This is a genomic window from Glutamicibacter halophytocola (assembly GCF_001302565.1).
Taxonomy (GTDB): domain Bacteria; phylum Actinomycetota; class Actinomycetes; order Actinomycetales; family Micrococcaceae; genus Glutamicibacter; species Glutamicibacter halophytocola.
The window spans coordinates 1021882-1048002 of sequence record NZ_CP012750.1 but is presented as its reverse complement, the minus strand read 5'-3'; the positions used below and the strand labels follow the sequence as shown (position 1 = coordinate 1048002).

The window sequence follows — 26121 nt, the reverse complement described above, 5'->3', positions numbered from 1 at the left end:
GAGCATCAGTGAGCCGTCCTGCCACCATGGAAGAACTGTCCATTGCCCGCCAGCTATGTCCCGAGCTGTCCTGGGAAAATGCCGGAGTCAACGAGGGCGGGCAGTTCCACAAGGTGGTGATCGCCAACCCGCATTCGGTGATCCGCATGGCACGCACCGAAGAAGCCACCGGGCAGATGCCGCGCTCGGTGAAGCTGCTGCAGCGGCTCGAAGGCCAGCTGGATTACCGGATTCCGGTGGCCACTTCCCGGATCCTGCAGGTCGGCGGCCTGGGCTCGGTGGCGATGTCCTTCATCCCGGGCAGTGCCCATGAGCCGCATTACGGGGATCCGAAGGTCTTGGGGAAGCTGGTCAACGATTTGGCGGCCATTAGCCTGGAACCGATCAGCGAATACCTGGCGGCGCCCTTTGCCTTCCGCGGCCCGTGGACCGATGAACGCCAGCAGCGGTGTTTCGACGCCTTGCCCGATCCACTGCGTGGCGCGGCTACAACCCTGTGGGCCCAGCTTGATTCGCTGGCCCAGGTGCCGCCGGGGCTGGTCCACGGCGATCTGGCCGGGCACAATATGCACTGGGTTGCCCAGGAGCTGGTCGGCATCCTGGACTGGGATCTGGCTGCCGCCTGGGATCCGGCGCTGAACACCGCCTACCTGAGCCTGTGGCATGGCCTGGAGATGGCCGATCTGATCGCGCCGACTCCCGACGAAGCCCATCGGGCGAAGATCTGGCTTGGGCTGATGAGCCTGGAGCGGCTCTCCGATACCCTGTCGCGCACCGACAATCCCAGAATCGACAAGCTCATGCGCAAGATCGGGCCGCGGATTTTGAACGCCGCGCAGGCTGCCGGGAACTGATGCCCGATCATTGGCACCCCTCCCTCGGGGACAGCAAAGGCCCATCCAAGCTCGATGCTCGGATGGGCCTTGGCAAGCATCACCAGTGATGCAAAAGGCGATTAGCCCAGGGCTGCGATAGCTGCATCGTAGTCTGGCTCGGTGGTGATTTCCGGAACGACCTGGGTGTAGGCCACCTTTCCGGTCTCATCCAGGACGATTACCGAACGGGCCAGCAGGCCAGCGAGCGGGCCGTCGATCTGGGTGACGCCGTAGTCCGAACCGAAGTCCGAACGGAAGACCGAAGCGGCGGTGACGTTCTCGATGTCCTCGGCACCGCAGAAGCGGCCCAGCGCGAATGGCAGGTCAGCGGATACGCACACAACGGTGGTGTTCTCCAGGCCGGCAGCCAGTTCGTTGAAGCGGCGAACGCTGGCAGCGCATACGCCGGTATCAACCGATGGGAAGATGTTCAGGACAACGCGGCGGCCAGCCAGCGACTCGCTGGTGACATCAGCAAGGCCGGTGTCGGTGAGGGTGAATGATGGTGCCTGCGAGCCTACGGCTGGCAGTTCACCAATGGTCTGTACGGGAGTTCCCTTAAAAGCAGTATTAGCCATGGTTCTTGTTTATCACGAATGCCTATTTGACTGCCAGATTTTCCGTGAACCGGCATGAACAAGTCGAAGGCTGGCAGCTCATGGAATACTTGCGACCATGAGTTTGAGCAAGGACTACGATTCCTATGCAGCGAAGATGCGCAACATGACCCTAACGGGGACGGATCTTGAGACTGCAGCACGTTTTGTAGATATGTTGTGTCCACGTGGCTCAAGAATCCTGGACATCGGTTGCGGCATCGGCAATACGGTCAACGCCCTACGCCAAAGAGGTCACCAAGCATTCGGAATTGATCCGACACCACAGGTTCTCAAGGTGGCTGGTGAACTCTTTAACGATGCATGGTTTACCCAACTGGCCGTTGATGAACTGCAAGCCGAGGTCAGGCATGCACACGGCCTACCGATCAGTTTTGACGCCATTGTGCTCGCCGGTAACGTACCCGCATTCTTGTCCACCAAAGAGTTTCGCAAGCTGTCCGCCATTGCTCAAGAGCTGCTCAACGACACTGGAGTTATGGTCATCGGATCCACCGCACGGGCACGAGGTGGAACAGTCGATCAAGACGACCTGTTCGCTGATTCACGATTGCAACTCGTTGGTCGGTTCTCCGATTGGCATCTTTCGCCATTTGATTCGACAGCCGAATGGTCCGTCAGTATCTATGCCCAAGATCAGAAGCGAACCGGTTTCAAGGCACCGGATGGAATCTTCGTCTTGCCTGCCTGACCGAGCTACTTGTCATTAGGATCGATACCATTGATGATGTGCGTTTGATAGACAAGTGGTTCGATGACAGTGACTGGCCACGAAATCCCGAGTTGGATACTTTTCGAGACGCGGTCTGGGAACTGAAGCAAGATGGCCAGCTCCGAGGATGGTTGACGACTTCAGTAAGTATTATGCGCTCATTCCCCATTTTCTGGGAGAAGCAAGAACAGATGTGGTGGCAAACGCACTGGATAGATGGCCAGCACGATTTCGTTGAAGAAGACTACGGCCCAGGCTGGTACACAGCCAATGAACTACGCGATGGCTACGTATTGGTGATCGATCCAAAAACGCAAGTCGAAGCAAGTTTTGAAGCAAATCTCATGGCGGGCGCTGAACGCGACCGCCTGTGGAAGATTCTGGGCCATGGCTCTATAGGCTAGGACCTTCCAAACCAGATCGACAATAGTCTGCGGAACTACACTCCGACGTCTATTTGGAAAAACAGGTGCCTAGGCAGTTTCGGCACCGCAGCGCCAATCCGGAGAGTAGAAGCCAACGCCATCGATCATCTGATATCCCTGCAAAGCGGGATACCAAGCGATCTACATCGGTTGCAAGAAGTCGTTCAATGCGGACATTGTTTCAAACCAATGTTCGCTCTCCCCCGACGACATTTCTTCCTGACTGTCAGAAATCCTCAAGAACACCAGCCAATAGCCATTAATTTGTCTTAAAAGTTCTGCCTGCTCTGCTTCAACCCAATCAATCGTGCGTTCCCGTCGTCCGCTTTGAGTGGGCAGCCCATCGACATCTAAGACAATGTAATGATCTGCGAACCTACTTTTTGCAGCATAGCCCATGAACCCGGCCTGCCCTTTGCCAATATTTTTAGCGAGGGACCCCAGTCTTCGGGGCCGAGAGCCGAAGCTTCGATTTCTTGTAAGCGACGAAGATAAGCTTCCTCGCTTTGAGCGAAGATATTGCGCCTATTTGTTTTTTGGCCACATTCCGATCATTGTCCGTTTCAGGTGAAATGCCACTATTATCTACATCTCAAATTTGGCGAGCGCCAAAGTCGTAGTAGAACTGATCGCGGAAAATATTCGAGCAGAGATCTACGGTAAATAACGCGTAACAATCACTATGCACTTCCAAAAATTGGTTGCAACCCTCTGGCCTACATCTCAGCTAACCAGCTCCCCAGCCCGGTAGACACTATGGGTCAGGTTCATTCCCGGACGGTAGGCCAGATGCGCAGCTGCCGGCGCATCAAGAACATGCAGGTCAGCGCGCTTGCCCACCTCGATGGAGCCCACCTGGTCGGCGATGCCCAGTGCGAGCGCTCCGCCGTAGGTGGCGGCCTCGATGGCCTCGGCCAGGGACAGGTTCATTTGCAACACCGCGGTGGCCACGCAGAAGTTCATGTTGCTGGTGTAGCTGGTTCCGGGATTGCAATTGCTGGCCAGCGCGATGCCCACCCCGGCATCCAGCAGCTCGCGCCCTGGCGCCAGCGGCTGCCGGGTCGACAAGTCGCAGGCCGGCAGGCAGGTGGCGACGGTCCCGGGCTTTCCGGAACGAGTCGTGCGGTCCCAATCGGCCCAGCTTCCGGCGAGCGCCTGGATATCCGAGTCCTCAAGGTAATTGACGTGGTCCACCGAATGGCTGCCGAATTCCACGGCAAGCTTCACTCCCGGGCCTGGGCCCAGCTGGTTTCCGTGGACCTTGGTTGCCAGATTCCGATCTTGCGCTGCTTGCAGAACGCGGCGGGTCTGGTCTTCATTGAAGGCACCGCGCTCGCAGAAGATATCAACAAAGTCGATGTCCTGTGCGACGGCCTCAAGCATGGGGCCGGAGACAAGGTCGGTATATTCATCGGCATCAGCGCCAGCGGGAACCAGATGGGCGCCGAGGAAGGTCAGGGTATCGACAATGGGTGCGCCCAGGCGCGCATGGCGGCTTTCCTCCGATAGTTCCAGGCCATAACCGGTCTTGGTTTCCATCCATGTGGTCCCCATGGACAGGGCCTCGGCGCGGCGGGCGGCAACAAGGCCAGTCAGTTCCTCATCGCTGAGGCTCCTGGTGGCCGAGGTGGTCACCGCGATTCCGCCGGCTGCATAGGATTGGCCGGCCATGCGGGCAACAAACTCTTCGGCGCGGTCGCCCCCGAAAATCAGGTGGCTGTGCGAGTCGACCCAGCCTGGCAGCACGGTGCGGCCCGACAGGTCGTGAACGGTATCGGCCGCTGGTGCATCGGCTGCCACGCCGATCCATTCGATCCGGTCCTCGCGGATCAGCATGGCGGCATGCTCCAGCACGCTGCCCGCGGCATCAACGGTGACCAGTTGCCCGATATTCGTCAGCAATGTCGTACCCATATGGCGACCTCTCTTGTTCAGCGCAGCCCGTTGCGAGGGCATCGCAAAATCCGTGGATGTTCTCCTTTGACGAGCCTACTGGCCCGAGCCTCGGCTGCGGCCTCTGCGATGGCCATTGAGATCCGGGATTTCAGACAGAATGAGGGCCCCGGGGATCCGGGGCCCTCGCTGCAGCTGCGGTTTCGGCTAGCCCTTGGTGGCACCCGCCAGCAGTCCACGCACGAAGTAGCGCTGCAAGGCGAAGAAGACCACCAGCGGAATGATCATCGAGATGAACGCACCGGCGGTGAGCAGCTCCCAGGATTGCCCATAGGTTCCCGAGAGATCCTGGAGCGCCTTGGTGATCGGCAGTCCCCCGCCCGAGGTGAACACCGTTGCCACCAGCAGGTCATTCCACACCCAGAGGAACTGGAAGATGCCGAAAGAAGCGATCGCCGGCATCGACAGCGGCAGGACGATCTTCGAGAAGATCTTTCCGTGACCTGCACCGTCCACGCGAGCCGCCTCGATCACCTCGTCGGGGATCTCCGAGATGAAGTTGTGCAGCATGAAAATCGCCAAGGGCAGCGCGAAGATCGTATGCGCGATCCACACCTTCGCATAGGCGCCATCCAATCCGTTGACGCCCAGCCCCGGCAGGATATACAGCCCGCCGATTTTCACGCCGTCCGAGAACAGCTGGAGCAGCGGAACCAGGGCCATCTGGATCGGAACAATCTGCAGGGCAAAAACCAGGACGAACAGCGTATTGCGCCCCTTGAAATTGATCCAGGCAAAGGCGTAGGCGGCCAGGCTGGCGATGATGATCGGGACGATCGCCGCTGGAATGGTGATGACCAGCGAATTCAAAAACGCCTTGGACAGCGGAAGGCTGTCGCCCGAGGAGAAGGCCTGTGCGTAGTTCTCCAGCGTGAATGACGGGTTGGACAGGGCCGTCCACCAGCCCGAGGTCTTGATGTCATCAGCCTGCCTGAAGGAGGAGACAAAGAGGCCGAAAGTGGGGATGGTCCACACCGCGGCAATGATGAATGCCGCAATGGTGGCCCCGCGGGATGTGGTCGCCTTGCGCAGCTTCCCGCTGGTTTTTTCGGTAGCCGCCAAGAGGCGGCGAGAGGATTCGCCAACGGCGCTCATCGGATGCCCCTTTGCTTCTTATGCTGGCTCACGTTGTAGATGATGATCGGCAGCACCAGGATGAACAGGATGACCGCCAGGGCCGAGCTGTAGCCGGTGCGAGCCCCGAGCTGGAACTGGCGCACCATTTCGAAGGCGAGGACCGTTGTATCCGAGCGGCCGCCGGTCATTGATGAAACGATGTCGAAGACCTTGAGCGAGGCAATGGAAATGGTGGTCAAGACGACGACTACGGAGGATCGAATCCCTGGCAGCGTGACGTTGGCAAAGCGCTGCCACGGGCTGGCCCCATCGAGGGCTGCCGCTTCCAGCTGCTCGGCCGGCACGCCCTTGATGGCCGCGGAGAGAATGACCATGGCGAACCCTGCCTGGGTCCAGATCAGGATGATGACCAGGAACAGGGTGTTCCATGGTTCGAGCCCGAGCCAGTCGACCGGCTTGGCGCCGAAGGCCGTGATGACCGCGTTGAGCACGCCAATCTGATCGCCCTGGCGTGTGTCGTAGAAGAACTTGAAGATGATCGATGCGCCAACGAAGGAAATCGCCATGGGCATGAACACCATCAGCTTGAAGAATTTCTCGCCGCGGCTCTTGTCGATGAACACCGCATAGGCCAAGCCAATGATGGTGGAAATAATGGGCGCCACCAGCACCCACACCAGGGTATTGAGCAGGGCGGTCACCCCGTCAGGGCTGGTGAACACCCAGGCGAAGTTCCCCAGGCCGACGAATCCTGATCCATCATTGGCCATGAACGCGGCGATCGCGGTTTTCACCGTGGGGTAGATCAAGCCGATGGCCAGCAATAACAGCGCAGGAACCAGGAAACCGGAGAGCTGCAGCAGCGAGCCGGCGCCCTCGCGGGAACGACGGTCGGCTAAAAACAGCACGGCGCCGAGCGCTGCGGCGATCGCCGCCACCCACATGACCGAGTTGTACAGGCCCAGGATCAGCAAGATGGCCACTGGAACTACCACTGCGGCGGCAAAACGCACCACGGTGAATCCGCGTCCGCCCTTGGTGGCTGTCTCGACAAAGGCAAGGATCGCCGCAATCAGGATTGCGAAGGCAATCAAGACGATCGGCACCTGGACTAGCGGCGGCACGCCCGCCAGCCACTGGAAAAATTGGGACATGGCTTCAGGCTCCTACAATCCCGCCAACGGCCGGGAGTCCCGGCCGTTGGCGACGAACAAGGCAGTGACTAGGAGTCATAACCGGACTGGATATTTTCAAGCACTTCCTTGGTTGGCTTGCCATCGATCCAATCAACCAGGCCCTTCCAGAAGGAGTCGGAACCGACGCTCTTGGGCATCAGATCAGAACCGTCAAAGCGGAAGGTGGTGTTCGGGTCCTGCAGCAGTTCGACGGCGGAGCGCAACAGGTCGCTGCTGGCGTTCTTCGGATCAAGGCCGGAGTTGGCCGAAATCACGCCACCGAGTCCGACGCGGCTGTTGGCCCAATCCGCGCTGGCCAGGTATTCCTGGACCTTGGCGGTGTCTTCATCGTTGGAGAAGGCGGCAACAAATTCGCCGCCGCCCACGACGGACACGGGATCATCGGCCTTGGCCGGCGGGGCGACAAAGGCCCAGACATCTCCGTCAGGGGCGACGGTGGCCTTCTTGCCATCGGCATTCTTGGAGTCAAGCACATAGCCTTCGAGGAAGGAAGCCTGGTGGGTCAGCGGGCAGGTTCCCTTGGCAACGGCCGTTCCCATGTCGCCGAAGGCGGTGGCGTTGATCGACTTCACGCCTCCATAGCCGGCGTTGACTTGCTGGGGATCGAGCAGGATTTTTCCAACGGAGTCAAAGGCGCTGGTGATCTCCGGGGAGGTGAATTCCAGTTCGCCGGACACCCACTTGTCGTAGGCCTCGGTTCCGGATTGGCGCAGCACGGCGTCTTCAATCCAGTCCGTGCCCGGCCACCCCGAGGCCTCGCCGGATGCGAATCCGGCGCACCAGGCAGGCTCGCTGGTCTTCTTCGAGATCTCGGTGCCGAGGTCGGTCATTTCGTCCCAGGTCTTCGGAACGCTCACGCCCCACTGCTCGAACTGCTTGGGCGAGTACCAGATGTAGCCCTTGACGCTGGCCATCAGGGGAACGCCGTACTGCACGCCATCGACCTTGCCGTAGTTCTGCCAGTCTTCGGACCAGTTCTGCTGAAGCTGGGCCTGCACGGCTTCAGGAAGCTTCTGGACCTTGCCCTGGGCCACGGTGGCCTGCAGCAGCCCGGGCTGCGGGAAGACCGCCAGATCCGGGGTGTCGCCGCCCTGGACCTTGATGCCGATCTGCGATTCGAAGTTCTTGTCGCCGGTGTAGCGGATCTTGATGTCGTTGTCCTCGGACCACTTGGCCCAGGATTTTTCAAGAAGTTCCGCTTCGATGCCGGTGACCGGGCCGTAGATGTCGACGACGCCGTCCGCCTTGCCTACCTGGGCTTCGCCGCCGCCGGAGGCGTTGGGGTCATTGGGGTCCGCCCCGCCGGAGCAGCCGGCCAGGAGCATGCTGATTGCTGCCACCGAGATCACCGGCGCGAACTTCAGCCCGCGTTTTGCTTTCTTCATGTTGCCCTCCACGTTGAGTGGTGCCCTGCCAGTTCAGATGGCCCGGCACGAATGATCCCCTCAATAGTGACGCAGGTCATCGACGCGCGTCAACAGTTGGCGGAGAACCACTCGGAGAAATTGCCGGATCCGCTCAGTGCGGGGCTGGGCCCGAGCTGTCCCGGACCACCATCAGCGGGGCGATCAGCTCCTGCACCGCCGCCTGGGCACGCCCCTCGATTTTTTGCACCAGGGCATTCACCGCCGCATGGGAAATGCGCTCCCCCGGAGGGGCAACGGTGGTCAGCGCCGGAGCGACCATCTCTGCCGAACGATCCCCCACGCCCAGCGCTATCACGGAGAGGTCCCCGGGAATCCGCAGCGAAGCCATGCCCGCGGCGTTGACAAAACCTGCGGTGGCAAATTCCTTCAGGGCGAGCACTGCCGTGGGCCGCTGATCCATTTTCAGGTACGCGTCCAGGGCCTGGCGGCCGCCTCGGGCATTGTTCTCCACCGGGACTTCCTGCAGGATCATGCCGCGCCCGCGCACCGCATCCGAGATCGCCCGGGCCGTGCGGATGGCCGGGCCATTTCCGGCCATCTGGTCTTCGACCGACACGTTGATGTACATGATCGACTGGTGCCCGAGGCTGGCCAGGTAATCCACCGCGATACGCCCGGCCTCGGCAAAATCATTATCGACGTAGGACAGGTCGTCGCTGTCATCGGGGCGGCCGATGGATGCGAAGGGGATGCTGGCACGGCGCAGGACGTCAAAGCGCGGATCGTTGATCGACACTTCCATGAGCAGCACCCCGGCCACCAGCTTCTGGCCGACCAGGCTTTCCAAGCCCATCACGTCGGTCATCGGGTTGGACCACAAGAGCATGTGATAGCCCAGTGCGCGGGCACGCTCCATGGCCGCGGTGACGTACTCGAATTCGGTGGAGGAATAGCCGTCCACGCTGGTGGGAAAGTGCAGGGCCAGGATGCCGCGGCGCGACCCGGCCAGGCCCTGGGCAAAGGCATCCGGGGTGTAATTCAGCTCCCGCATGGCCGCCAGGACCTTGGCCTTGGTCGCATCGGATATCGTGCGCCGGCCGCTGATCACGTAGGACACGGTACTGGGAGATACGCCGGCCAAGCGCGCCACATCATCCCTGGTAGCCATGAGTCCTCCGCCGTTGGTAGTGCCGAAACGTAATTCCTATTGAAACACGCCGTCAGGCAACTTCCCCGGTCAGCGGCTGGCGACGAACGCTTGAACGCAGGCCTCGATATCCTGTGCCGAGTGGGCTGCGGAGAGCTGCACGCGGATGCGGGCGGCCCCCTTGGGAACCACCGGGTAGCTGAAGGCGGTGACGAAGACGCCGCGTTCGAGCATATTCGCTGCCACTTCGGCCGCCTTGATGGCATCGCCGAACATCACCGGGATGATGGCGTGCTCGCCCTTCAGCAGCTCGAAGCCTTCCTCGCTCATCCGGCGGCGGAAGTGCGCCGCGTTCTCGAAGAGCTTGTCGCGCAGGTCCCCGGAGCCCGCCACCAGTTCCAGCGCCTTGAGGGTTGCGGCCACGATCGACGGGGCCAGCGAGTTGGAGAACAGGTAGGGGCGGGCCTTCTGGCGCAGCATCGCCACGATTTCGCCGCGTCCCGAGACGTAGCCGCCCGAGGCGCCGCCCAGGGCCTTGCCGAAGGTTCCGGTGTAGATGTCCACGCGGTCCGAAACGCCGGCATGCTCCGGGGTGCCGGCACCGGTGGCGCCCATGAAGCCCACGGCGTGGGAGTCATCGACCATCACCAGCGCGTTGTACTTGTCGGCCAGATCGCAGATGGCCTCGAGCGGAGCCAGGTAGCCGTCCATGGAGAACACGCCGTCGGTGACGATGATGGTGCGGCGGGCGCCCGCCCCGTCGTTCAGCTGAGCGGCGGCCTGCAGCTGGGTTTCCAAATCCGCCATGTCCTGGTTGGCGTAGCGGAAGCGGGCGGCCTTGGACAACCGGATGCCGTCGATGATCGAGGCGTGGTTCAGCGCGTCGGAGATGATGGCATCTTCCTTGCCGAACAGCGACTCGAAAACGCCGCCATTGGCATCGAAGCAGCTGGAGAACAGGATGGTGTCCTCGGTGCCCAGGAACTTTGAGAGCTTGGCCTCCAGTTCCAGGTGCGCATCCTGGGTGCCGCAGATGAAGCGGACCGAGGCCATGCCGAAGCCGCGCTCGTCCATGGCGGTCTTGGCGGCGTCGATGATCTGCTGGTTATCGGCCAGGCCAAGGTAATTGTTGGCGCAGAAGTTCAACACCTGGCGCGCTTCGGCGCCCAGCGAGCCGGCCATGATGGAGGCGGACTGCGCGGAGTCGATGTGGCGTTCGGCCTTGAACAGCCCGGAGGCCTTCAGCTCGTCGAGCTCGGCGGCCAGCTGGTCTTTGAGGTCGGTATACATGGGGGTTGCTCCTTGTTGGTGCGGGGAATTCCTAGTCTGCGAAAACGGTCCAGTCGAGCACGACCTTGCCGCCGTGGCCGCTGCGGGCGGCTTCGAAGCCCTGCTGCCATTCAGTGGCCGGAAGGAAGTCGGTGACTACCGAGGAGATGCGCTCGCGCATCTCCTCCGAGGAGGTGAGCATGGCGCTCATGGCGTACCAGGTTTCGAACATTTCGCGGCCGTAGATGCCGCGCAGGGTGAGCATGTGGGTGACGACCTTGCCCCAGTTGATATCGATCGAGGTGCTGGGCAGTCCAAGCATGCAGATCTTGCCGCCGTGGTTCATGTTTTCGATCATTTCCGGCAGGGCGGTCTTGTGGCCGGACATTTCCATGCCGTAGTCGAAGCCCTCGACCATGCCCAGCTGCTGCTGGGCTTCCTTGATCCGGGTGGTGGCCACGTTCACGGCCAGGTCGATGCCCATGGACTGCGCCAGTTCCAGGCGCTGTTCGGAGACGTCCGTGATGGCGATGTTGCGGGCACCGACGTGGCGAGCCACGGCGGCGGCCATCAGGCCGATGGGGCCGGCCCCGGTGATCAGCACGTCTTCGCCGACCATGGGGAACTGCAAGGCGGTGTGCACGGCGTTGCCGAACGGGTCGAAGATGGCGCCGAGCAGCGGGGTGATGCGCTCATCGCGATGGATGTAGACGTTGCTTTCGGGGATCGATACATATTCGGCGAAGGCGCCATCACGCTGGACGCCGACGGAATCAACGTTGATGCACATCTGCTTGCGGCCAGCACGGCAGTTGCGGCACATTCCGCACACCACATGGCCTTCGCCGGAGACCCGGTCCCCCACCTTGACGCCGTGCACGAAGTCGCCGATCTCCACGACTTCGCCGTAGAACTCGTGCCCGGGAACCAGCGGGGTGTTGATCATGGCCTTGGCGGCATCGTCATAGGCCTCGATGTGCAGGTCGGTGCCGCAGATGCCGGCAGTCATGACACGGATTTTTACATCGTGCACGCCTACTTCTGGTTCTGGGCGGTCCACCAGTTCCAGCCCAGCGTGCGGCCCGGACTTGTACAGTGCTTTCATGAGTGATCCTTTTCAGATGGCCGTCGGGTTCACACGCGACGGACTGTGTTGCTTCCAGTGTCGCACCGCACTCCCGGGGAAAACATATTAGAAGAAGCACGATTTGCTGATCTATTGATTTAGCATTTACTTCATGGACTTACATCAGCTGCGGATCCTGCGCGAACTTGCGGATCTGGGGAGCGTCAATGCCGTGGCCAAGGCGCTGTTCGTCTCCCCCTCGGCCGTCTCCCAGCACTTGGCCCAGTTGCAGCGCGGGTTCCCAGCACCCCTGACCCGAAAGGAAGGCCGGCGCCTGGTGCTCACTTCCGAGGGCAAGCTGCTTGCCTCCGCAGCCGCATCGGTGGCCTCGACGCTGGCCGAAGCCTCGGCAAGAATACGCACCGTGGAGCAGGACAAGAATGTGCCCATCAACGTCGCCGGCTTCCACTCCATCGGGCAGACCATTTTTGCGCCGCTGCTATCCCTGCCCGAAGGCCAACTGCCGCCCCTGCATTTTTCCGATGAGGATGTTTCGCAGCAGGATTTCCCGGCACTGACCTCGACCTACGATTTGGTCCTGGCCCACCGCATGCCGCATACCGCACCGTGGCCCGAAGAGCGCATCACGGTGATCCCGCTGGCCTTCGAACCGCTGGATATCGCCATCCACAAGGATCACCCGTTGGCCGAATTCGATGAGCTCTCCCCCGAGCAGGTCATCGATGAACGCTGGGTCGTTTCCCGCTCCGGATATTCGCCGGCCGATGTCCTGGAAACCATCGCCGCGCTGGCAGGGAAGGCTCCGCAAATCGAGCACCGGGTGAACGACTATGCAACAGCTGGCGCGCTCGTCGAAGCCAGCGATTGCCTGGGGATATTGCCTCGATTCACGGCGCGGAAAACCCTGGATGAATCGGTGACTTTACGACCAATTAAAGGCATTAACTCCGGTCGACAAATCGACCTTTTATTGAGGGCAGAACACTTGCACCGAAAGACCGTCAATGACGTCATCGAGGCAATCAGAAGCACCGTAAAACGCTTGGTCATCAGCTGATTCCGACATTAGGGAAAACGGGATTTTTGCCGGTCCGTGTATCCGGGAACTCAAAATATTTGAAAACTCGGAGTTACTGTCAGTTTTCGAAGTCCTCATGACTTTTGTGCATAGTTCTCGGCACTGCGCTGAGCCGCACGCAAAGGACCTCGTAGGGCAACAAAAGCACAGCCTAGTTCTGATTGGAGCGTATCGGTATGATCGCGATATGAATTCATCGCGTGAGATTCTGCCTTCAACGGTCCGCATGTTTCCAGACTATGCAGACACAGTGCTGTGGTTTAACGAGCCTATTGACTATGCCACCGCCCGACTATCTGCTGCGCTGACTCACGAACTCTCGCGGTGGGAACAGTCTTACTATGACGGTTTGAACCGAGATTATGAGTGGAAATCTCCAGGTTTGGCCCGTCAGTTCGGTGTTGCGGGTGAACGATTAGCACAGCGTGTCGCTGATGAACTTGGTGATGGGTTTGAAATTGAATTGGTCGCAAGCGTAGGTGATATGCCGGACCGCAAGTTTCGGTCAAACGGGCCCGCTCTTAACCCTCAAGCTGCACAAGTGTTTGATGCTTTAGCCATCGAGATCAAAGCACTAGAAGAAGAGGTGGCGCATGCGCTGGAGGCAACACGGCGTGGAGAAAGCACTGGGTGGTACGCCTATGCGCCACGATCCAATACCGTATTTACACCTCGACAACCAAAAGATTGATAATCGGCTATTAAGCACAATGAGCCAGCATTCAAGTTGGCGATAGGCGGTGTCGCGCTCGGGGTTGGCTCCTTGGACACAAAGTGCGGGTTACAGCGACGCTATTGTCGGGTATCCAGGCACAACGAAACGAAGCCACCTTGGCGACGAAATGCAAGACGGCCTCCGGGCTGTTCTGGAGCACGGAAACAATAAACGTTAACCTGGTTGCTGGCAGTCGCGAACGTCTCAAGTTCGCCAACATCAAGCAACTACCGGAGTCGGGAATGTTCGCCGCGGAACTAGCCGCGCTGGATCCAGGTATCCTGGCCGTTGCAATCGATGTTGAAGGCAATGTGGATCTCACTGGCATTGAGTCTATGCCCTGTCTTGTTCATCTGCTGATTCATGGATCTGAGAACGCCGAATCAAGAACAATTTCTTGTCTCGTAGAGTGCCCATGCGGAGCCAATTTATGGATGAAGCCGCGCTAAACTGGCAGCGTTGCACGCAAATTCCCTGAGTCCACCAATCCGCAACCCAACAGACTGAGCCCAACGAACACATGAACAGTACCCCAAAGTTCGGGCGCACGTCAGCCCTGCCACTCATCGCCCTGGTTGTTATCTCATCACTAGCCATCGTTGGGGACGAAGCCGCCTCCATGTCCATGGTGCTCACCGCTGTCGACCAAGGCCAAACCTGGATGGTTACGTGGTTCTCCCTCAGCCTGGCCATCCCGGCGATGATTCTGGCCCCCTTTGGAGGGGCAATTGTCGATCGCTACGACCCCCGGAAGATCTGGGTCGTCTGCCTGGCACTGCAAAGCCTCTGCATCGGCATCGCTGCGCTGCAAGATGACTTCTGGTCCCGTCTAGCACTGTTAGCAGCATCAAATGTCATCAACATCCTCTCCAGCAGCGCCGCATTCGCCTTGCTGCCCAAGTTGACCGGCCCTATCCGCATCGAACGGGCCAACTCCTTAATGGCCATTGGATCGTCCTTGGCCTACTTGGTTGGGCCCGCACTATCTGCCTGGCTATTCGGCATAGTCGGTGCATCGTTGATGCTGGGTGTGAATGCCGGAACCACCGCGGTGCTCGCCGCCACGGCCCTGGTCCTGGTGCTGCGCGTGGAACGCCCTGAATCCGCCGAACCCGACTCTTGGAACATCTTTAATGGCGTGCGCGATGGCTGGCGTGCCATACGATCCTCCCCCATTGTCGCTGCCACGATGCCGCTGCTGATCCTCATTATGATCAGTACCTCCATTGAAGCCGTCGCGGGCGTATTCTGGCTAAGGCAAATCTCGGGAAGCGACACGCTCTACGGTTTGGTCCTGTCCTGCTGGGCCGTGGGATCGATCATCGGTGCCTATCTGGCCGGCACCAAGCGCCTCGCTCCACGCACCATGCTACTCATCGTGGGTGGCGGGCTATGCATGGCACTGGCGATATTGGCCGAAGGCCTGGCCCCGATCGCCAACATCATCGGCATTGCCTTCGTCATCGGCGGCATGGGCAACGGAACGCACAACGTCGGGGTCCGAAACATGATCTTCCAACAGATCCCCCAAGCCCACACGGGCAGCGCCTGGGCCTACTATCGGATGCTCACTAGCACTTCCGTGGCCATAGGCTACATCGTCGGCACCCCACGTACACCGGGAGATGCTCAAAGCATGGTGATTGTCGCCGGAGTCTGTGCGCTGGTCGGTGTCCTGGTCGCCTTTGTCGCCCTGCGTTTACTCCGGCTCCACAGAAGAATCCCCACGTCACATGTAACGCCCGCCCCGAGAGACGATGCCGATCAGTCCGCGGTAGTTTCCAACTAACCAAAAGCCTCGTTTTCCATGAAAAACACGAGAGCTAGTTCGCAGGAAATCCTGATTGCCGTCATCGAAGGCAATTCGAAAACACTGTCCCACAGAGCGTTCCCATGTGAACCGAAATTCATATCGGGCACCAGCAGGATCTTCCGCAAATCGCCAACGATTCACAAAATGACCGGCAACAAGCCAGCCTAAACCGCATACAGACTGATTATCATGGCCTCATGGCCGAACGCATTATGTATATTCAACTCAAGACTGGATACAACACAGATCGTGGACCAGCATGGATTAGTCGTGTCCGGTTCTCCAAATCTTGGAGGACAGCGTACTTCCACGATCTTGCTCTGCGTCAAGTCTCGGGACTTTTTGATGCAAATTTCGTTGACCCCGCTACTGGCGACGAGTATTGGGTGTCTGGCCCGAAAAGAGATCGTACCGACGGTCGCTACACTAACCAGCAGCCGTCCGTCGATGATGATGTGATTGATGAATACGAGGCGTTTCTCGCTGGTGCTCCATTGCCAGGAAAAGAAAAAGGCTGAACGAAAACAAGACTTCCAATGAGCTTTACCGAATCGGAACGGGGTAAATTGCCTGTTCCGCAATTTGCTGCCAAGGGTCTAACCCTGAAAGAGGACTCAGGCAGACACACCTGGGAGTAACCGATCGTGCCGGTAGAGTTCCCCATAGCGCGAGTTGGTCGCAATTGCACTTACATAACCGGGGGAACCATGAAAACGCCTAACCACGCCAGAAGCGGAGCGGGACATCGACCTCATTCGGCTGGCGCCAACGCGCTCACGCTAAAAACCAAGTCCAGGGCAGTCGCAGCAGTGATAGCACTGGCGATGGTGCTGGCCGGGTGCGCTCAGCAGCCCGCAACCGGAAGTTCCGACCCGGTCCCCGTGGAAACATCAACTACTTCCTCAATATCAGCAGAGGCCGATTCCCAGGCAACTGGAACAGCGACGATATCCCCGCCCTCGACATCAGTCGAGCCGGGGGTGCAGCTAATGGAGCAAGGCCAGTTCTGGGACATCATTAGCCGCTCGCTGGAAGTCTCAGATGGAAGCATCGAACGCCAAGCGGCTGAGCTGGAGGACATCCTTGCGGACTTGCCACCTGTACAGGTCGCATCCTTCAACGCAAGGTTCGTTTCTAAGAATCTAGAGCTCTACTCGTGGGAGTTGTGGGGTGCTGCCTATGTGCTCTACGGCGGGTGTTCCGACGACTGCTTCGAGTACCTCCGCAGCTGGGTGGTCGGCCAGGGCCAAGACTACTTCAAGGCCGTGCAGCGGGATCCGCATACGTTGGACAATGGTCGTCTAAGCTTCGCTTTCGAGAGCGATGAAGCGGAGTGGCTATCCTACGTCGGTGAGGATGCGTACCTGAGAGCCAGTGATGGCCGGGATCTGTACGAGGACTACCCGCAGAGCCCATCGACCATTGCAGTCGGTGAGCCTTCGGGGACGGCATGGGACGAAGAAACAGTCGAGAGTCTCTATCCGGATCTCTCGCCCCTTCCATGATTCGATGAATGTAGGGAGCTGATTGCCGCGCGATCCAGACGTGCCGCAATTCACCGCATTCAGCAGCAAGGGATAGGCGTTCAGATCGTCCTGCAGAGAGTTCCTCGTGCGTAAAACGTTGCCGATACGTTCCTAAGTCGCACGGCCTCCACGGGCATTTTCGGAAATTTAGAACGAGAGAAGTACCATTTTGGTTGGTTCAACTAGTACTACCGACCAAACTGGATACTATGACGTCTACCGAAGATTCTGTACTTGAATTGACTCGAATGATGCGCGAGTACGAAGCAGCAAATAACTCACGCGTACTCGATCGAGTGCTTGCACATATCTCGCCAGAGGCTAGCTATTGGTTCTCCGATGGATCCTATTACGGGCACGAGGAAATCCGAGTTGCACTGCAGAATACCTTCGATACGATCCAGAATGAGGTTTATTCAATCCATGATTTGGCTTGGGTAACAGTGAAGAGTGATATTGCTGTCTGCCGATACCATTTTTCGTGGATCGGACTAATAAACGGTCAACCGCGATCTGGAACCGGTAGAGGGACTAACGTTCTCGTCAGGCACAAGTCTGGTTGGCTTATAGAGCACGAGCAACTGACATCCGACGGATAGAGACCTGTAGATCGTTCCCTAACGGATAGCTCGGCGCAGGTCTACGGATCTTGGACAGGAATGCTAGGGACTTCACGGACCCAAAAAGTTTGTTGCTCTTTTCAATATCCGTGGATAGTGAGTGGATGATGAACGAAGCAATAAACTAGACAAATGCTTCCTGACACCACGGCGCGATTGCGCTTTCGACAGATGGATCAAACAGACTTAGATGACATAGCTGCCATGCTCGGAGACCCAGCTGTAATGACCTACTACCCTGCTCCCAAGACTCGCAATGAGGCGAGCAATTGGATCGCTTGGAATGAGGAAAACTACGCCGAATATGGATTCGGCTTGTGGATTGTTGAAACACTGGCGGGCGAGTTCCTTGGTGATTGCGGACTTACCTGGCAGGAAGTCAATGACCACTTAGAACTCGAAGTCGGATATCACATGAAAAATGAAGTCCAAGGCCACGGCTTCGCAACCGAAGCCGCTAATGCTTGTAAAGAATTCGCAAGAGACGTGCTGCAAGCGAAGACGCTAGTTGCAATTATTCACCCCGAGAATATCGCTTCTCAACGCGTTGCCGAGAAGCTAGGCATGAAACATGTAGAAGATGACTTTGGTGGATCTATTGCTGTTCGAACAGTGATGGGAATGGAGCTTTAACGCCAGACACCGTCTTGGAAACGATGCCTGTAGTTAAATTCAATAACGCTCGTTTTTGTCTTTTCCGTTTACCGCCTAGTGGGAGGATACGATGAAATTCGTTAGGGTTTCTTTTCCGAGGCCTTTTCCACGCGCAGTCAATACATTATTGTGAGGTTCAAATGCCGTCTGAAATCCGTGCGAGATGCGCGTCCTGTAGGGTTGCTTTACGTCAGGGAGACGATAAGGCTTGGTTCGGACCAGCTGGATACTCGCTTTGCTCAAAGTGCCGTTTCCAGGACGCCAGGTATGAAGCAAAAGAAACGCGATAACGTTGTTTGCACTCGCGGAAAACTGGTCCATTAGTCTAGGCCGAGTTCTTTTGGCCGGCTGAAACTGCGAGTGTGGCTGGATCATGGGTTGACCTATCGCTCCAGACGATCATGCGACCTTTTACCGTTACAAGTAAATGCGCTGAAGAGTCATAATCGATCAATAATGCATTATCGAGAGGACTGTCTTGCTATTGCATCTAGAGGTACGGATATGAGTGCAAAAGCGGCACCCTTGGATTCGAAGAGCTGCTTTCGCCCATGAAATGACGCGCAATCGGGGCTACACCCCGACCGCGAGCAGTTGCCCATCAGCCCACTTTTCTGGGCGAAAAGGCTGGTTTCAGTTGAGCCGTCGAGGACTCCTGCGCCATGGCGCCTACAGCATTCAACGATCCAGGAGGAATGCCGCGCGCTGGAGCGGAGATATCGGTGGCACAAGAATCATAGCGAAGGACACTGGCCAGAACCTGGCCGTCGTCCGGCCACGGGACGGCCGCAACGGCTAGTCCCAAATCTTTCGGCCTGCGGGCGTTGCTGTCAGTAATTTTGCATCGGTAGACGTTGCGGCCGGTGTTTCACTCTTGGTACTCGGCTCTAACTGTTAACGGGCGAATCAAGCAGGAAGAACTGCAACAGTTAGCCATGGCCGCGTGGCTTTGAACGACATAAAAGCGAATTTGAGCTTGACCTGAAATGCAAGGCAACGCACACAAACGGGGCGTCCTCCAATTGCAATTCATTGGATGGGCCAAGCCAGAGATGATGCCCGCAGCTGGCTAAGCATGCGGGCAGCATTCTGGTCGGTGTTATGAAATCAGCCGTTGAAGGTGTCCGGATTTGGACCAGTACGGCCATCGCGGTCCAGGGCATCGATGTTTGCCAGTTCATCGCTGGTCAGTTCGAAACCGAACAGATCCAGGTTGGCGATGATCCGGGATTCGGTCACCGACTTCGGAATGATCACGCGACCCTGCTGCAGGTGCCAGCGCAGGATGACCTGGGCTGCAGTGACCTCGTGCGCGTTGGCAATTGCCTCGATGGTTTCATCGGTGAGCATGGCACCCTGGGCCAGCGGGCTCCACGCTTCGGTGACGATGCCATGTCCGGTGTTCGCGGCAATGACTTCGCGGTTCTGCAAAGCGGGGTGGAGTTCAACCTGGTTCACGGCCGGGACGATGCTTCCCCCGGCGGTCAGCTTGTCCAGGTGCTCTGGCTGGAAGTTCGAAACGCCGATGGCGCGGATCTTCTTGTCGGCGTACAACTTCTCCAGTGCCTTCCAAGTCTCAACATAGAGATCCTTTTCCGGAGCTGGCCAGTGAATCAGGAACAGATCCAGGTAGTCCAGGCCCAAACGCTGCAAGCTCGCCTCGAACGCTTCCAAGGTTTGCTCGTAGCCCATGTCCGCGATCCAGATCTTGGAAGTGATGAACAGGTCTTCGCGGGCAACACCGGACTGGGCAAGTGCTTTGCCCACGCCTTCTTCATTGCCGTAGATCGCAGCGGTATCGATGCTGCGGTACCCGGCCTTAAGGGCTGAGGCCACGGCGGCGGTGGTTTCCTCGTTGGGAACCTGGAAGACTCCGAAACCGACCTGCGGCATTTCAACGCCATTGTTCAGGGTGATGGTGGGAATTGCGGTAGTCATATCTAACTCCTTGAAATTGTTGGTGGTTTGGAAAATCTTTGAGCCTAGCTGGCCGGAGCCAATTCGGGCGCAGTGGCCGACTTCTTGGCCAGGGACATGGCGACCAATACCAGCAGCAATGCGGCGACGGTAATGGCGGCACCGATCCAGATGGGCGAGGTGTAGCCCAGGCCTGCGGCGATGCCCAGTCCACCGGCCCATGCGCCCAGTGCGTTGCCGACGTTGAAGGCACCGATGTTGGCACCTGACGCCAAGGTCGGGGCCGAACCAGCGAATTGCATGATGCGGCTTTGCAGGCCTGGAACGGTGCCGAAGCCGAATCCGCCCATGAGGAACAAGGCCACAATGGTGGCAACCGGGCTGCTTGCCAGTGCTCCGAAGGCGATCAGCACTACCAGGAGGGCTGCGATGAAGAACAGCAGGGTGCGGTCGATGCTCTTGTCGGCCATGCGGCCACCGAGCCAGTTGCCCACGAACAGGCCCACGCCGAAGAGCATCAGCAGCCATGGAACGGTGGACTCATTGAATCCGGTGACCTCGGTCAGGGTGTAGGCGATGTAGGTGAAGGCGCCAAACATTCCGCCGTAGCCAAGGATGGTGACACCCAGGGAGAGCCAAACCTGCAGGGAGGTAAAGGCGCCGAGTTCTTTGCGCAGCGAGATACCTTCTGCGGCGTGCTTGATGACTGGTACCAGCACGAGGATGCCGATCAGGGCAAGGACTCCAATGCCGGAGATGGCCCAGAACGTCGAGCGCCAGCCGGCGTGCTGTCCGAGCAGGGTTCCAAATGGAACGCCCAAGACGTTGGCGGCGGTCAGGCCGGTGAACATGATAGCGATGGCGCCGGCCTTCTTGTTGGCTGGGACCAGATCGGATGCCACGACCGAGCCGATGCCGAAGAAGGCACCGTGGCACAGGGCGGCGACAACGCGGCCGATCATGGCCACTTCATAGGTCGAGGCCATGGCGGTGAGCGAGTTGCCGAGAATGAACAGAACCAGCAAGCCAACCAGCACTGGCTTACGTGGAAGACGGACAGTGGCTGCGGTCAGCCCAAGAGCCCCGACCACAACGCTCAGTGCGTATCCGGAAATGAGCCAGCCAGCGGCTGCCTCGCTGACAGCGAAGTCGGTGGCCACATCTGGCAACAGGCCCATGATGACGAACTCAGTAAGCCCAATGCCAAAGGCACCGATGGCCAACGCAATAAGACCGAGCGGCATAGCGTTACTCCTGATAGACTAGATAAATTAGTTGCACACGCTTGTTATTGCGCGATGGATACTATCGTTGCACACGCAACTAACCAGCGCAAGCAAGTATTTTTGGAGGAACCCATGGGAATCGCAGATGATGCTGTCGAAATCCGTGCTCGTGGATGGCGCACTTTGGCGTCATTGCACGGATTAATCGATGCCGCACTAGAAAAGGACCTGACCGCCCAGGTCGGACTTTCTGTGGTCGAGTACACATTATTGGACGCCTTGAACCGGCAGGACGGCTGGCACATGCGCATGGCGCAGCTGGCCCGCGCCACCGCACTGAGCCCCAGCGCAACGACGCGCCTGGTCACGAGGCTCGAAGATCGCAATCTGCTCTCGCGCGTGCTGTGCGCGGATGACCGCAGGGGCATCTACACCGAACTCACCGCCACTGGGCACGAGCTGTATCAAAAGGCCAAGCCCATCCACGATGCCACGCTGGAACGCGTGTTGAAGCAGGCCGAGGAGCAGCCCGAACTGGCGCCGCTGGCCCGCATTCTCCACGAGTTCTCGGCCGCTTAGCCAATCGATGATTCTGCAGGAAGGATCAAACTTGCCGCGTCCAAAATTCTCCGCCGTGCTCTTTGATTGCGATGGCGTACTGGTGGATTCCGAGTCCATCACGAACGCAGTGCTCCGGGAGATGCTCATTGAATTGGGATGGGACATCAGCCAGGAAGAATGCATCAGCATCTTCATCGGCAAGGCCCTCAAGGACCAGTGGGATCCCATCCTTGCACATACCGGTGTGCGGATTGACGAGCAGTGGATTGCCGGGTTCAGGCAACGCCGCGATGTGGCCTTGCGCGAAAACTTGCAAGCCGTGCCCGGTGCCTTGGAAGCCGTCAAGCAGATATCTGCCGCCTACGGCGAAAAGATCGCCTGCGCCACGGGAGCCGACCGGGCCAAGGTCGAGATGCAGCTATCGATAGCCCAGATGGCGCCATTCTTCGGCAACCGGGTCTATAGCGGCATGGAGTATGCCCAGAGCAAGCCTGCGCCCGATGTCTATCTGGCAGCTGCTTCTGGCCTGGATATTGATCCGAGCCAAGCAGCAGTTGTCGAAGATACGGTCACCGGAGTGAGCGCCGGAGTTGCGGCAGGAGCTACGGTCTTCGGTTATTGCCCTGGTGGACCCATCAGCAGCACCGAGGAAAAGCTCTTGGCGGCAGGCGCTGCTGAAGTATTTACCAACATGGATCAGCTACCGGGCCTTCTCACGTAAAAATAGCTGAGGCCAGGGCCATTTGGTGCCACAAGCGATGCAGCTCAGCCCCAGGGATCCAAGGTGAATTCCTTGCCTAGCGGACCGCGCCCGGCCAACCACGCAACCAGTTCGGTACGCGCTTCCGGGTTCGCCAAGCGTTCGGGAACCGTGGCCAGCAGGTTGCCCAGATCCCACATTGTGTATTCTTCGGGCCACTGGCTTGGCGAGTATCCCAGCCCAAGATCTACAAGATGCATCTGGACTTCGCGCAGGCGATGAGCTGGACAACCACCAACTCCGTAGTGCCCGCCGCCCATGAAATCGGCGTTAGGCCAGTGAGCCTGCTCGCTTTGCTCAAGAAGACCGTCTAAACGACGAACGCTCGATTCAAGATCCGCCAAGATTTCAGATGCTGCATTCCGCGCACCGTCCTCAATTTCTTGGCGACGCTGTTCTGCACCGTTGGCGTATTTGGGAACGTCTTCGCCGTTCAAGGCTCCTTCCAGACGCCGTGCATGTGCATCGGCATTTCTCGCAAGATGCGTCAGCACATGGCCTACGGACCATCCAGGCAATTTGCTGCCCTGTTGCATGCTCTCGTCGCTGAGACCAACCACATGCTCCAATAGCTCCGCGTGGGATTCGAGGCATAAACGTGCAGCCACGCTCGGATTCTTCTCAAGATCCATAGTGGTCCTCTCGCTGGCCGAGACACTCAATACTCGGGTGATTGAGTTCAGCTTACGGTCTGTGGCAGCTCAAGTGGTGCTCTTTCAAAGCTACTCGGAGGAGGCAAGGAGAACTTCCAGGGTCTCCCGCCCAACAATGCCCAGGAGATCATCGGTGCCAAGATTTGCGGTGAGCATGGCATACCGCAGTGCCCAACCGCGCGCTCGTTTCCACGCTGGGCTGCCGACTGCGATGCCATAGCTCTCGAAGGCTCGGCTAATGCCAGTGGGGGTGAAATGCATCCAGAACATGCCCAGATCCGAAGCGGGGTCGCCAACGCATAGATCCCCGTAATCAACCAGGGAGACTGCGGGATGCGGCAGCTCGTCGCCAACAATGGTGTTGTGCGGATGCGGATCACCATGCAGCCACACTGGAGCGCCCTGATAGTCTTCTGCCTCCACGGCTTCCTCCCACAGCGCTAGGGCGCCGGGCCGCAACGACGAATCCAAGTTCGAAATTTGCTCGCGAGTCCGTGCATCCAATAGCGCCAACGCACAACCTCGAAAGCCGCTTCGTGGTTCCGGCAAACTTGAAGGTTGATGAAGAGCTCGCAGCAGTCCAGAAAATTCTTCCGCGTATCCATCGCGGTCCTGCCGCTTGAACCGAGCCGCACTGGTACCAGGAACGTAGCGGCAAATCGAAAAGGTATAGGGGTAGATGGACGTGGGCTGCCCTTCAAAGATCGCCAGGCCAAGATCAATCCCGCAGTCCTTTGCCATTTGCGGCAGCCAGCGGCGTTCCTTGATGCCAATCTCCTCCCCCAGCTGTCGTCGGGGCAAACGAATCATCAGGGAATCCCCGAGGCGATAGACCTCGTTGTCCCACCCGGTAGCGAGGTATTTGACCTCTTCATGAGCCCACTGTGGCGCTTGTGCGGCGATCAGCTGGCGGACCATTGCCAAATCGATGTCGACTTCAGCGTCGGGCATGACGGACTTCTTAGCTGATGGCTGGCTCATCGCTCAATACTAATCTTCCGCATTGAGCTGACCGCAATTTAGCCCATTGAATCGGAATCCGTGAAGCGCCGCACCTGGTGTCACGAATTGAAGCGGGCCAGAACTCTGATGGCAAGATGACAATCAAACCCACTTGAATCCGTGAGGAAGCAGACCGCTATGCATGCACTTCCCGTTGTTCGCTATGCAGACCTGTCGGCTCAGCCCTGGAAGAACGGCAAGGGAGTGTCGCGCACCGTCCTCAGCGATTCGGATGCCTTTGGTGCGTGGTCCTGGAAAGTCAGCGTTGCTGAAATTTCCCAGGCCCAGCCCTACAGCCAATATCCGGGAATCCAGCGGATTCAGGTGGCCTTAGGTCCTGGCGAGATCGACTTGACCGTTAGTGGCCAGACGCGTCGTCTCCGAGCCGGTGAACAAGCAGCGTTTGCCGGCGACGACGAGGTTGCAGTTGTACCCCTGGGCTCTGGCTTCCTGGCCCTGAACTTGATGTTCCTCGGCGAAAAATGGGAGGCCAGCGTTTCCACGTTGGACTCGACTACCGGGAATTCGCCACGCAACGAAGTGAGAATCCTCGTGGCATTGGACAATACCTGTCGAATTGGAAATGCGGAACTGACACGCTTGGATGCACTCATGATTCCTAGAGATACCCCTGTAACCGCTGTGGGGCGTTTTCATCTTGCAACTTTGATCCCTCGGGGCACGGACACCAAATAGTTGAAACAAGGCATGCCGAGAACGCCGCGGTTTTTCCTGCTGCTGAAACCGCCAGTGATTGACTCTGCCGCTACACTGCCCACAGGTGCCCTTCGTCTGGCCGATGCGCCTTTCTGCTCTTGCCCGCGGCTCATGGCAACGCCTGCTTTCGTCTAGACTCGGGGCATGAATTCACTGTCAAGCAGCGAGCAGATCCTCGCCACACTTCTATTCGACAAGTTCGACCAGCTTTTCGAAACCGTCAAAGAAATTCCAGACGAATTGATCAACAGCTGCTTGCCGATGGAAGGCAGCAACTCGCCGGTACAGATTCTGTTGCACTGTTGCGGCATGATGCGTCGCTGGTCCTCAACGGTGAATCTCGGCATCGCAGTCCCCCGCGATCGGGATGCAGAGTTCAGCGCAAAAATGGACAAGCCCGGAGCCCTGGCGTTGGCTTCCGAGACCAGAACAGCATTCGCCGCAGATATTTCGCGCACCGAAATGCAGCAAGCTCCCGCCGTTTTGCCGCCGGGACGGGAGGCCGAGTATTGGATGTCCACCTGCGAAGGCGTCCTCCAGCATGTGTACGAAGAGCTCTGCCAGCATTTGGGCCATCTGGAAATTACTCGCGATTTCTTGTGCCGCCCTGCTCAATGAAATCGTGAACGGCGACGTCAGATTTTCAGGTCATCCCAGTCGAAGCCGGTCGTTTCGCCGCTCTCCCAATCTTGGCGGAGATTGGCGTAGGCGACCGATGCCACTCTTGTGCCTTCATCGGCGGGCCAGCTCATCCGGTAGTGGGCTTCCTTGAGGAAGCCAGCCTTCAGGAACACCTTGCGCATCGCAATATTGTCTTCTCTGGTTTGGCCCTCGAATCTCACGGCTTCCGGCTTGTTGTTGAAGACCATGGCACTTAATTCCTTCATTATCACGACACCCAGTCCTTGTCCCCGGAAGGCCTCGGCCAAGCGCAGGTCAAACATTGGCGTGTCGTCTTCCAAGTCTTCTAGAACTGCCATTCCCAGGCATTGACCATCGCCAATGATCCAGAATCCTTGGCTCTCGCTGTTCCAATATCTTCCGCCATCGACCAATTCTCTGAGTTCCGGCTTTGTCCAGTCCCGGCGAACATGAAACGGGAACTTGTTGCTCGATAAGAACGCGATATTCATGGCGCAAGCCCATGCAAACTA

At 58.5% G+C, this 26121-nt stretch carries 29 protein-coding genes; 15 read left to right on the top strand and 14 right to left on the bottom strand.

Annotated elements, in window-relative coordinates; translation table 11 throughout:
* The first annotated feature begins 8 nt into the window (after positions 1–8).
* Positions 9–854 carry an aminoglycoside phosphotransferase family protein gene (locus AOZ07_RS04875; RefSeq protein ID WP_194943802.1) on the top strand — a complete coding sequence of 282 codons (846 nt, stop codon included), beginning with the start codon at positions 9–11 and terminating at the stop codon, positions 852–854.
* Between the two features lie 101 nt (positions 855–955).
* Here AOZ07_RS04875 and tpx read toward each other — a convergent pair whose 3' ends face one another.
* A complete protein-coding gene (gene tpx, locus AOZ07_RS04870; RefSeq protein WP_060700973.1) occupies positions 956–1453 on the bottom strand; it encodes a thiol peroxidase in 498 nt (165 codons plus the stop codon).
* 97 nt (positions 1454–1550) lie between these two features.
* On the opposite strand from tpx, the gene AOZ07_RS04865 reads away from it, so the two are divergent.
* Both AOZ07_RS04865 and AOZ07_RS04860 read left to right on the top strand, forming a co-directional pair.
* On the top strand, positions 1551–2183 hold the full coding sequence (locus tag AOZ07_RS04865; RefSeq protein ID WP_060700972.1) for a class I SAM-dependent methyltransferase: 633 nt from the start codon (positions 1551–1553) through the stop codon (positions 2181–2183).
* 38 nt (positions 2184–2221) lie between these two features.
* Positions 2222–2608, top strand: a complete 387-nt coding sequence (locus AOZ07_RS04860) for a hypothetical protein (RefSeq protein ID WP_194943801.1) — start codon at positions 2222–2224, stop codon at positions 2606–2608.
* Positions 2609–2770: 162 nt separating this feature from the next.
* Here the strand turns inward: AOZ07_RS04860 and AOZ07_RS04855 are convergent, their stop codons facing one another.
* The 8 genes from AOZ07_RS04855 to tdh form a co-directional block, all read right to left on the bottom strand.
* The gene (locus AOZ07_RS04855; protein ID WP_060700970.1) at positions 2771–3028 is read right to left on the bottom strand and encodes a hypothetical protein; all 258 of its coding nucleotides are present in this window, start codon (positions 3026–3028) and stop codon (positions 2771–2773) included.
* Positions 3029–3352: 324 nt separating this feature from the next.
* Complete coding sequence (hutI, locus tag AOZ07_RS04850) at positions 3353–4543, bottom strand: imidazolonepropionase (protein ID WP_060700969.1); 1191 nt, start codon at positions 4541–4543, stop codon at positions 3353–3355.
* 186 nt (positions 4544–4729) lie between these two features.
* Positions 4730–5677, bottom strand: a complete 948-nt coding sequence (locus AOZ07_RS04845; protein ID WP_060700968.1) for a carbohydrate ABC transporter permease — start codon at positions 5675–5677, stop codon at positions 4730–4732.
* Positions 5674–6813, bottom strand: coding sequence for a carbohydrate ABC transporter permease (locus AOZ07_RS04840; RefSeq protein ID WP_060700967.1), 1140 nt, complete (start codon positions 6811–6813; stop codon positions 5674–5676). The genes AOZ07_RS04845 and AOZ07_RS04840 overlap by 4 nt, the downstream gene beginning before the upstream one ends.
* Before the next feature lie 68 nt (positions 6814–6881).
* Positions 6882–8240 carry an ABC transporter substrate-binding protein gene (locus tag AOZ07_RS04835; RefSeq protein WP_060700966.1) on the bottom strand — a complete coding sequence of 453 codons (1359 nt, stop codon included), beginning with the start codon at positions 8238–8240 and terminating at the stop codon, positions 6882–6884.
* A gap of 133 nt (positions 8241–8373) precedes the next feature.
* Positions 8374–9390 carry a LacI family DNA-binding transcriptional regulator gene (locus tag AOZ07_RS04830; RefSeq protein WP_060700965.1) on the bottom strand — a complete coding sequence of 339 codons (1017 nt, stop codon included), beginning with the start codon at positions 9388–9390 and terminating at the stop codon, positions 8374–8376.
* A gap of 69 nt (positions 9391–9459) precedes the next feature.
* On the bottom strand, positions 9460–10659 hold the full coding sequence (locus AOZ07_RS04825; RefSeq protein ID WP_060700964.1) for a glycine C-acetyltransferase: 1200 nt from the start codon (positions 10657–10659) through the stop codon (positions 9460–9462).
* Positions 10660–10690: 31 nt separating this feature from the next.
* Positions 10691–11743 (bottom strand): L-threonine 3-dehydrogenase, encoded by a 1053-nt coding sequence (tdh, locus tag AOZ07_RS04820; RefSeq protein WP_060700963.1) that lies wholly within the window; start codon positions 11741–11743, stop codon positions 10691–10693.
* Positions 11744–11876: 133 nt separating this feature from the next.
* On the opposite strand from tdh, the gene AOZ07_RS04815 reads away from it, so the two are divergent.
* The 8 genes from AOZ07_RS04815 to AOZ07_RS04800 all read left to right on the top strand — a co-directional run bounded on the left by AOZ07_RS04815 (position 11877) and on the right by AOZ07_RS04800 (position 18110).
* Positions 11877–12782 (top strand): LysR family transcriptional regulator, encoded by a 906-nt coding sequence (locus AOZ07_RS04815; RefSeq protein ID WP_060700962.1) that lies wholly within the window; start codon positions 11877–11879, stop codon positions 12780–12782.
* 208 nt (positions 12783–12990) lie between these two features.
* A complete protein-coding gene (locus tag AOZ07_RS18710; protein WP_146277926.1) occupies positions 12991–13494 on the top strand; it encodes a hypothetical protein in 504 nt (167 codons plus the stop codon).
* 104 nt (positions 13495–13598) lie between these two features.
* The gene (locus AOZ07_RS18705) at positions 13599–13967 is read left to right on the top strand and encodes a hypothetical protein (protein WP_194943800.1); all 369 of its coding nucleotides are present in this window, start codon (positions 13599–13601) and stop codon (positions 13965–13967) included.
* Positions 13968–14038: 71 nt separating this feature from the next.
* The gene (locus AOZ07_RS04810; protein ID WP_060700961.1) at positions 14039–15307 is read left to right on the top strand and encodes an MFS transporter; all 1269 of its coding nucleotides are present in this window, start codon (positions 14039–14041) and stop codon (positions 15305–15307) included.
* A 221-nt stretch (positions 15308–15528) separates the two neighbouring features.
* Entirely contained in the window at positions 15529–15849 is a 321-nt protein-coding gene (locus tag AOZ07_RS18105) for a hypothetical protein (protein ID WP_075972419.1), read from the top strand.
* A gap of 471 nt (positions 15850–16320) precedes the next feature.
* Positions 16321–16836 (top strand): DUF4240 domain-containing protein, encoded by a 516-nt coding sequence (locus AOZ07_RS18700; protein WP_186468027.1) that lies wholly within the window; start codon positions 16321–16323, stop codon positions 16834–16836.
* A gap of 230 nt (positions 16837–17066) precedes the next feature.
* Positions 17067–17456, top strand: a complete 390-nt coding sequence (locus AOZ07_RS19220; RefSeq protein ID WP_075972418.1) for a YybH family protein — start codon at positions 17067–17069, stop codon at positions 17454–17456.
* 153 nt (positions 17457–17609) lie between these two features.
* On the top strand, positions 17610–18110 hold the full coding sequence (locus tag AOZ07_RS04800) for a GNAT family N-acetyltransferase (protein WP_060700959.1): 501 nt from the start codon (positions 17610–17612) through the stop codon (positions 18108–18110).
* Between the two features lie 1128 nt (positions 18111–19238).
* Here the strand turns inward: AOZ07_RS04800 and AOZ07_RS04795 are convergent.
* Positions 19239–20069 (bottom strand): aldo/keto reductase, encoded by an 831-nt coding sequence (locus tag AOZ07_RS04795; protein WP_060700958.1) that lies wholly within the window; start codon positions 20067–20069, stop codon positions 19239–19241.
* Positions 20070–20113: 44 nt separating this feature from the next.
* Positions 20114–21292 carry an MFS transporter gene (locus tag AOZ07_RS04790; protein ID WP_060700957.1) on the bottom strand — a complete coding sequence of 393 codons (1179 nt, stop codon included), beginning with the start codon at positions 21290–21292 and terminating at the stop codon, positions 20114–20116.
* Positions 21293–21406: 114 nt separating this feature from the next.
* On the opposite strand from AOZ07_RS04790, the gene AOZ07_RS04785 reads away from it, so the two are divergent.
* Together AOZ07_RS04785 and AOZ07_RS04780 are read left to right on the top strand one after the other, a co-directional pair.
* On the top strand, positions 21407–21853 hold the full coding sequence (locus tag AOZ07_RS04785) for a MarR family winged helix-turn-helix transcriptional regulator (RefSeq protein WP_060700956.1): 447 nt from the start codon (positions 21407–21409) through the stop codon (positions 21851–21853).
* Between the two features lie 31 nt (positions 21854–21884).
* Positions 21885–22556, top strand: coding sequence for an HAD family hydrolase (locus AOZ07_RS04780; RefSeq protein ID WP_236995271.1), 672 nt, complete (start codon positions 21885–21887; stop codon positions 22554–22556).
* A 44-nt stretch (positions 22557–22600) separates the two neighbouring features.
* Here AOZ07_RS04780 and AOZ07_RS04775 read toward each other — a convergent pair whose 3' ends face one another.
* Positions 22601–23203, bottom strand: coding sequence for a maleylpyruvate isomerase N-terminal domain-containing protein (locus tag AOZ07_RS04775; RefSeq protein WP_194943799.1), 603 nt, complete (start codon positions 23201–23203; stop codon positions 22601–22603).
* A gap of 114 nt (positions 23204–23317) precedes the next feature.
* Positions 23318–24229, bottom strand: a complete 912-nt coding sequence (locus AOZ07_RS04770) for an aminoglycoside phosphotransferase family protein (RefSeq protein ID WP_060700953.1) — start codon at positions 24227–24229, stop codon at positions 23318–23320.
* 159 nt (positions 24230–24388) lie between these two features.
* On the opposite strand from AOZ07_RS04770, the gene AOZ07_RS04765 reads away from it, so the two are divergent.
* The gene (locus tag AOZ07_RS04765; RefSeq protein WP_060700952.1) at positions 24389–24946 is read left to right on the top strand and encodes a HutD/Ves family protein; all 558 of its coding nucleotides are present in this window, start codon (positions 24389–24391) and stop codon (positions 24944–24946) included.
* Between the two features lie 165 nt (positions 24947–25111).
* Positions 25112–25585 carry a mycothiol transferase gene (locus AOZ07_RS04760; protein ID WP_060700951.1) on the top strand — a complete coding sequence of 158 codons (474 nt, stop codon included), beginning with the start codon at positions 25112–25114 and terminating at the stop codon, positions 25583–25585.
* A gap of 17 nt (positions 25586–25602) precedes the next feature.
* On the opposite strand, the gene AOZ07_RS04755 is transcribed toward AOZ07_RS04760, so the two are convergent.
* Positions 25603–26100, bottom strand: a complete 498-nt coding sequence (locus AOZ07_RS04755) for a GNAT family N-acetyltransferase (RefSeq protein WP_060700950.1) — start codon at positions 26098–26100, stop codon at positions 25603–25605.
* Positions 26101–26121 lie beyond the last annotated feature (21 nt).

What these genes read in the sequence shown, in the direction of transcription:
- tpx (WP_060700973.1), bottom strand. Translation starts at nt 1,453, where the DNA reads ATGGCTAATACTGCTTTTAAGGGAACTCCCGTACAGACCATTGGTGAA.
- AOZ07_RS04865 (WP_060700972.1), top strand. Translation starts at nt 1,551, where the DNA reads ATGAGTTTGAGCAAGGACTACGATTCCTATGCAGCGAAGATGCGCAAC.
- AOZ07_RS04855 (WP_060700970.1), bottom strand. Translation starts at nt 3,028, where the DNA reads ATGGGCTATGCTGCAAAAAGTAGGTTCGCAGATCATTACATTGTCTTA.
- hutI (WP_060700969.1), bottom strand. Translation starts at nt 4,543, where the DNA reads ATGGGTACGACATTGCTGACGAATATCGGGCAACTGGTCACCGTTGAT.
- AOZ07_RS04845 (WP_060700968.1), bottom strand. Translation starts at nt 5,677, where the DNA reads ATGAGCGCCGTTGGCGAATCCTCTCGCCGCCTCTTGGCGGCTACCGAA.
- AOZ07_RS04840 (WP_060700967.1), bottom strand. Translation starts at nt 6,813, where the DNA reads ATGTCCCAATTTTTCCAGTGGCTGGCGGGCGTGCCGCCGCTAGTCCAG.
- AOZ07_RS04835 (WP_060700966.1), bottom strand. Translation starts at nt 8,240, where the DNA reads ATGAAGAAAGCAAAACGCGGGCTGAAGTTCGCGCCGGTGATCTCGGTG.
- AOZ07_RS04830 (WP_060700965.1), bottom strand. Translation starts at nt 9,390, where the DNA reads ATGGCTACCAGGGATGATGTGGCGCGCTTGGCCGGCGTATCTCCCAGT.
- AOZ07_RS04825 (WP_060700964.1), bottom strand. Translation starts at nt 10,659, where the DNA reads ATGTATACCGACCTCAAAGACCAGCTGGCCGCCGAGCTCGACGAGCTG.
- tdh (WP_060700963.1), bottom strand. Translation starts at nt 11,743, where the DNA reads ATGAAAGCACTGTACAAGTCCGGGCCGCACGCTGGGCTGGAACTGGTG.
- AOZ07_RS04815 (WP_060700962.1), top strand. Translation starts at nt 11,877, where the DNA reads ATGGACTTACATCAGCTGCGGATCCTGCGCGAACTTGCGGATCTGGGG.
- AOZ07_RS18710 (WP_146277926.1), top strand. Translation starts at nt 12,991, where the DNA reads ATGAATTCATCGCGTGAGATTCTGCCTTCAACGGTCCGCATGTTTCCA.
- AOZ07_RS04810 (WP_060700961.1), top strand. Translation starts at nt 14,039, where the DNA reads ATGAACAGTACCCCAAAGTTCGGGCGCACGTCAGCCCTGCCACTCATC.
- AOZ07_RS18105 (WP_075972419.1), top strand. Translation starts at nt 15,529, where the DNA reads ATGGCCGAACGCATTATGTATATTCAACTCAAGACTGGATACAACACA.
- AOZ07_RS18700 (WP_186468027.1), top strand. Translation starts at nt 16,321, where the DNA reads ATGGAGCAAGGCCAGTTCTGGGACATCATTAGCCGCTCGCTGGAAGTC.
- AOZ07_RS19220 (WP_075972418.1), top strand. Translation starts at nt 17,067, where the DNA reads ATGACGTCTACCGAAGATTCTGTACTTGAATTGACTCGAATGATGCGC.
- AOZ07_RS04800 (WP_060700959.1), top strand. Translation starts at nt 17,610, where the DNA reads ATGCTTCCTGACACCACGGCGCGATTGCGCTTTCGACAGATGGATCAA.
- AOZ07_RS04795 (WP_060700958.1), bottom strand. Translation starts at nt 20,069, where the DNA reads ATGACTACCGCAATTCCCACCATCACCCTGAACAATGGCGTTGAAATG.
- AOZ07_RS04790 (WP_060700957.1), bottom strand. Translation starts at nt 21,292, where the DNA reads ATGCCGCTCGGTCTTATTGCGTTGGCCATCGGTGCCTTTGGCATTGGG.
- AOZ07_RS04785 (WP_060700956.1), top strand. Translation starts at nt 21,407, where the DNA reads ATGGGAATCGCAGATGATGCTGTCGAAATCCGTGCTCGTGGATGGCGC.
- AOZ07_RS04770 (WP_060700953.1), bottom strand. Translation starts at nt 24,229, where the DNA reads ATGAGCCAGCCATCAGCTAAGAAGTCCGTCATGCCCGACGCTGAAGTC.
- AOZ07_RS04765 (WP_060700952.1), top strand. Translation starts at nt 24,389, where the DNA reads ATGCATGCACTTCCCGTTGTTCGCTATGCAGACCTGTCGGCTCAGCCC.
- AOZ07_RS04760 (WP_060700951.1), top strand. Translation starts at nt 25,112, where the DNA reads ATGAATTCACTGTCAAGCAGCGAGCAGATCCTCGCCACACTTCTATTC.
- AOZ07_RS04755 (WP_060700950.1), bottom strand. Translation starts at nt 26,100, where the DNA reads ATGAATATCGCGTTCTTATCGAGCAACAAGTTCCCGTTTCATGTTCGC.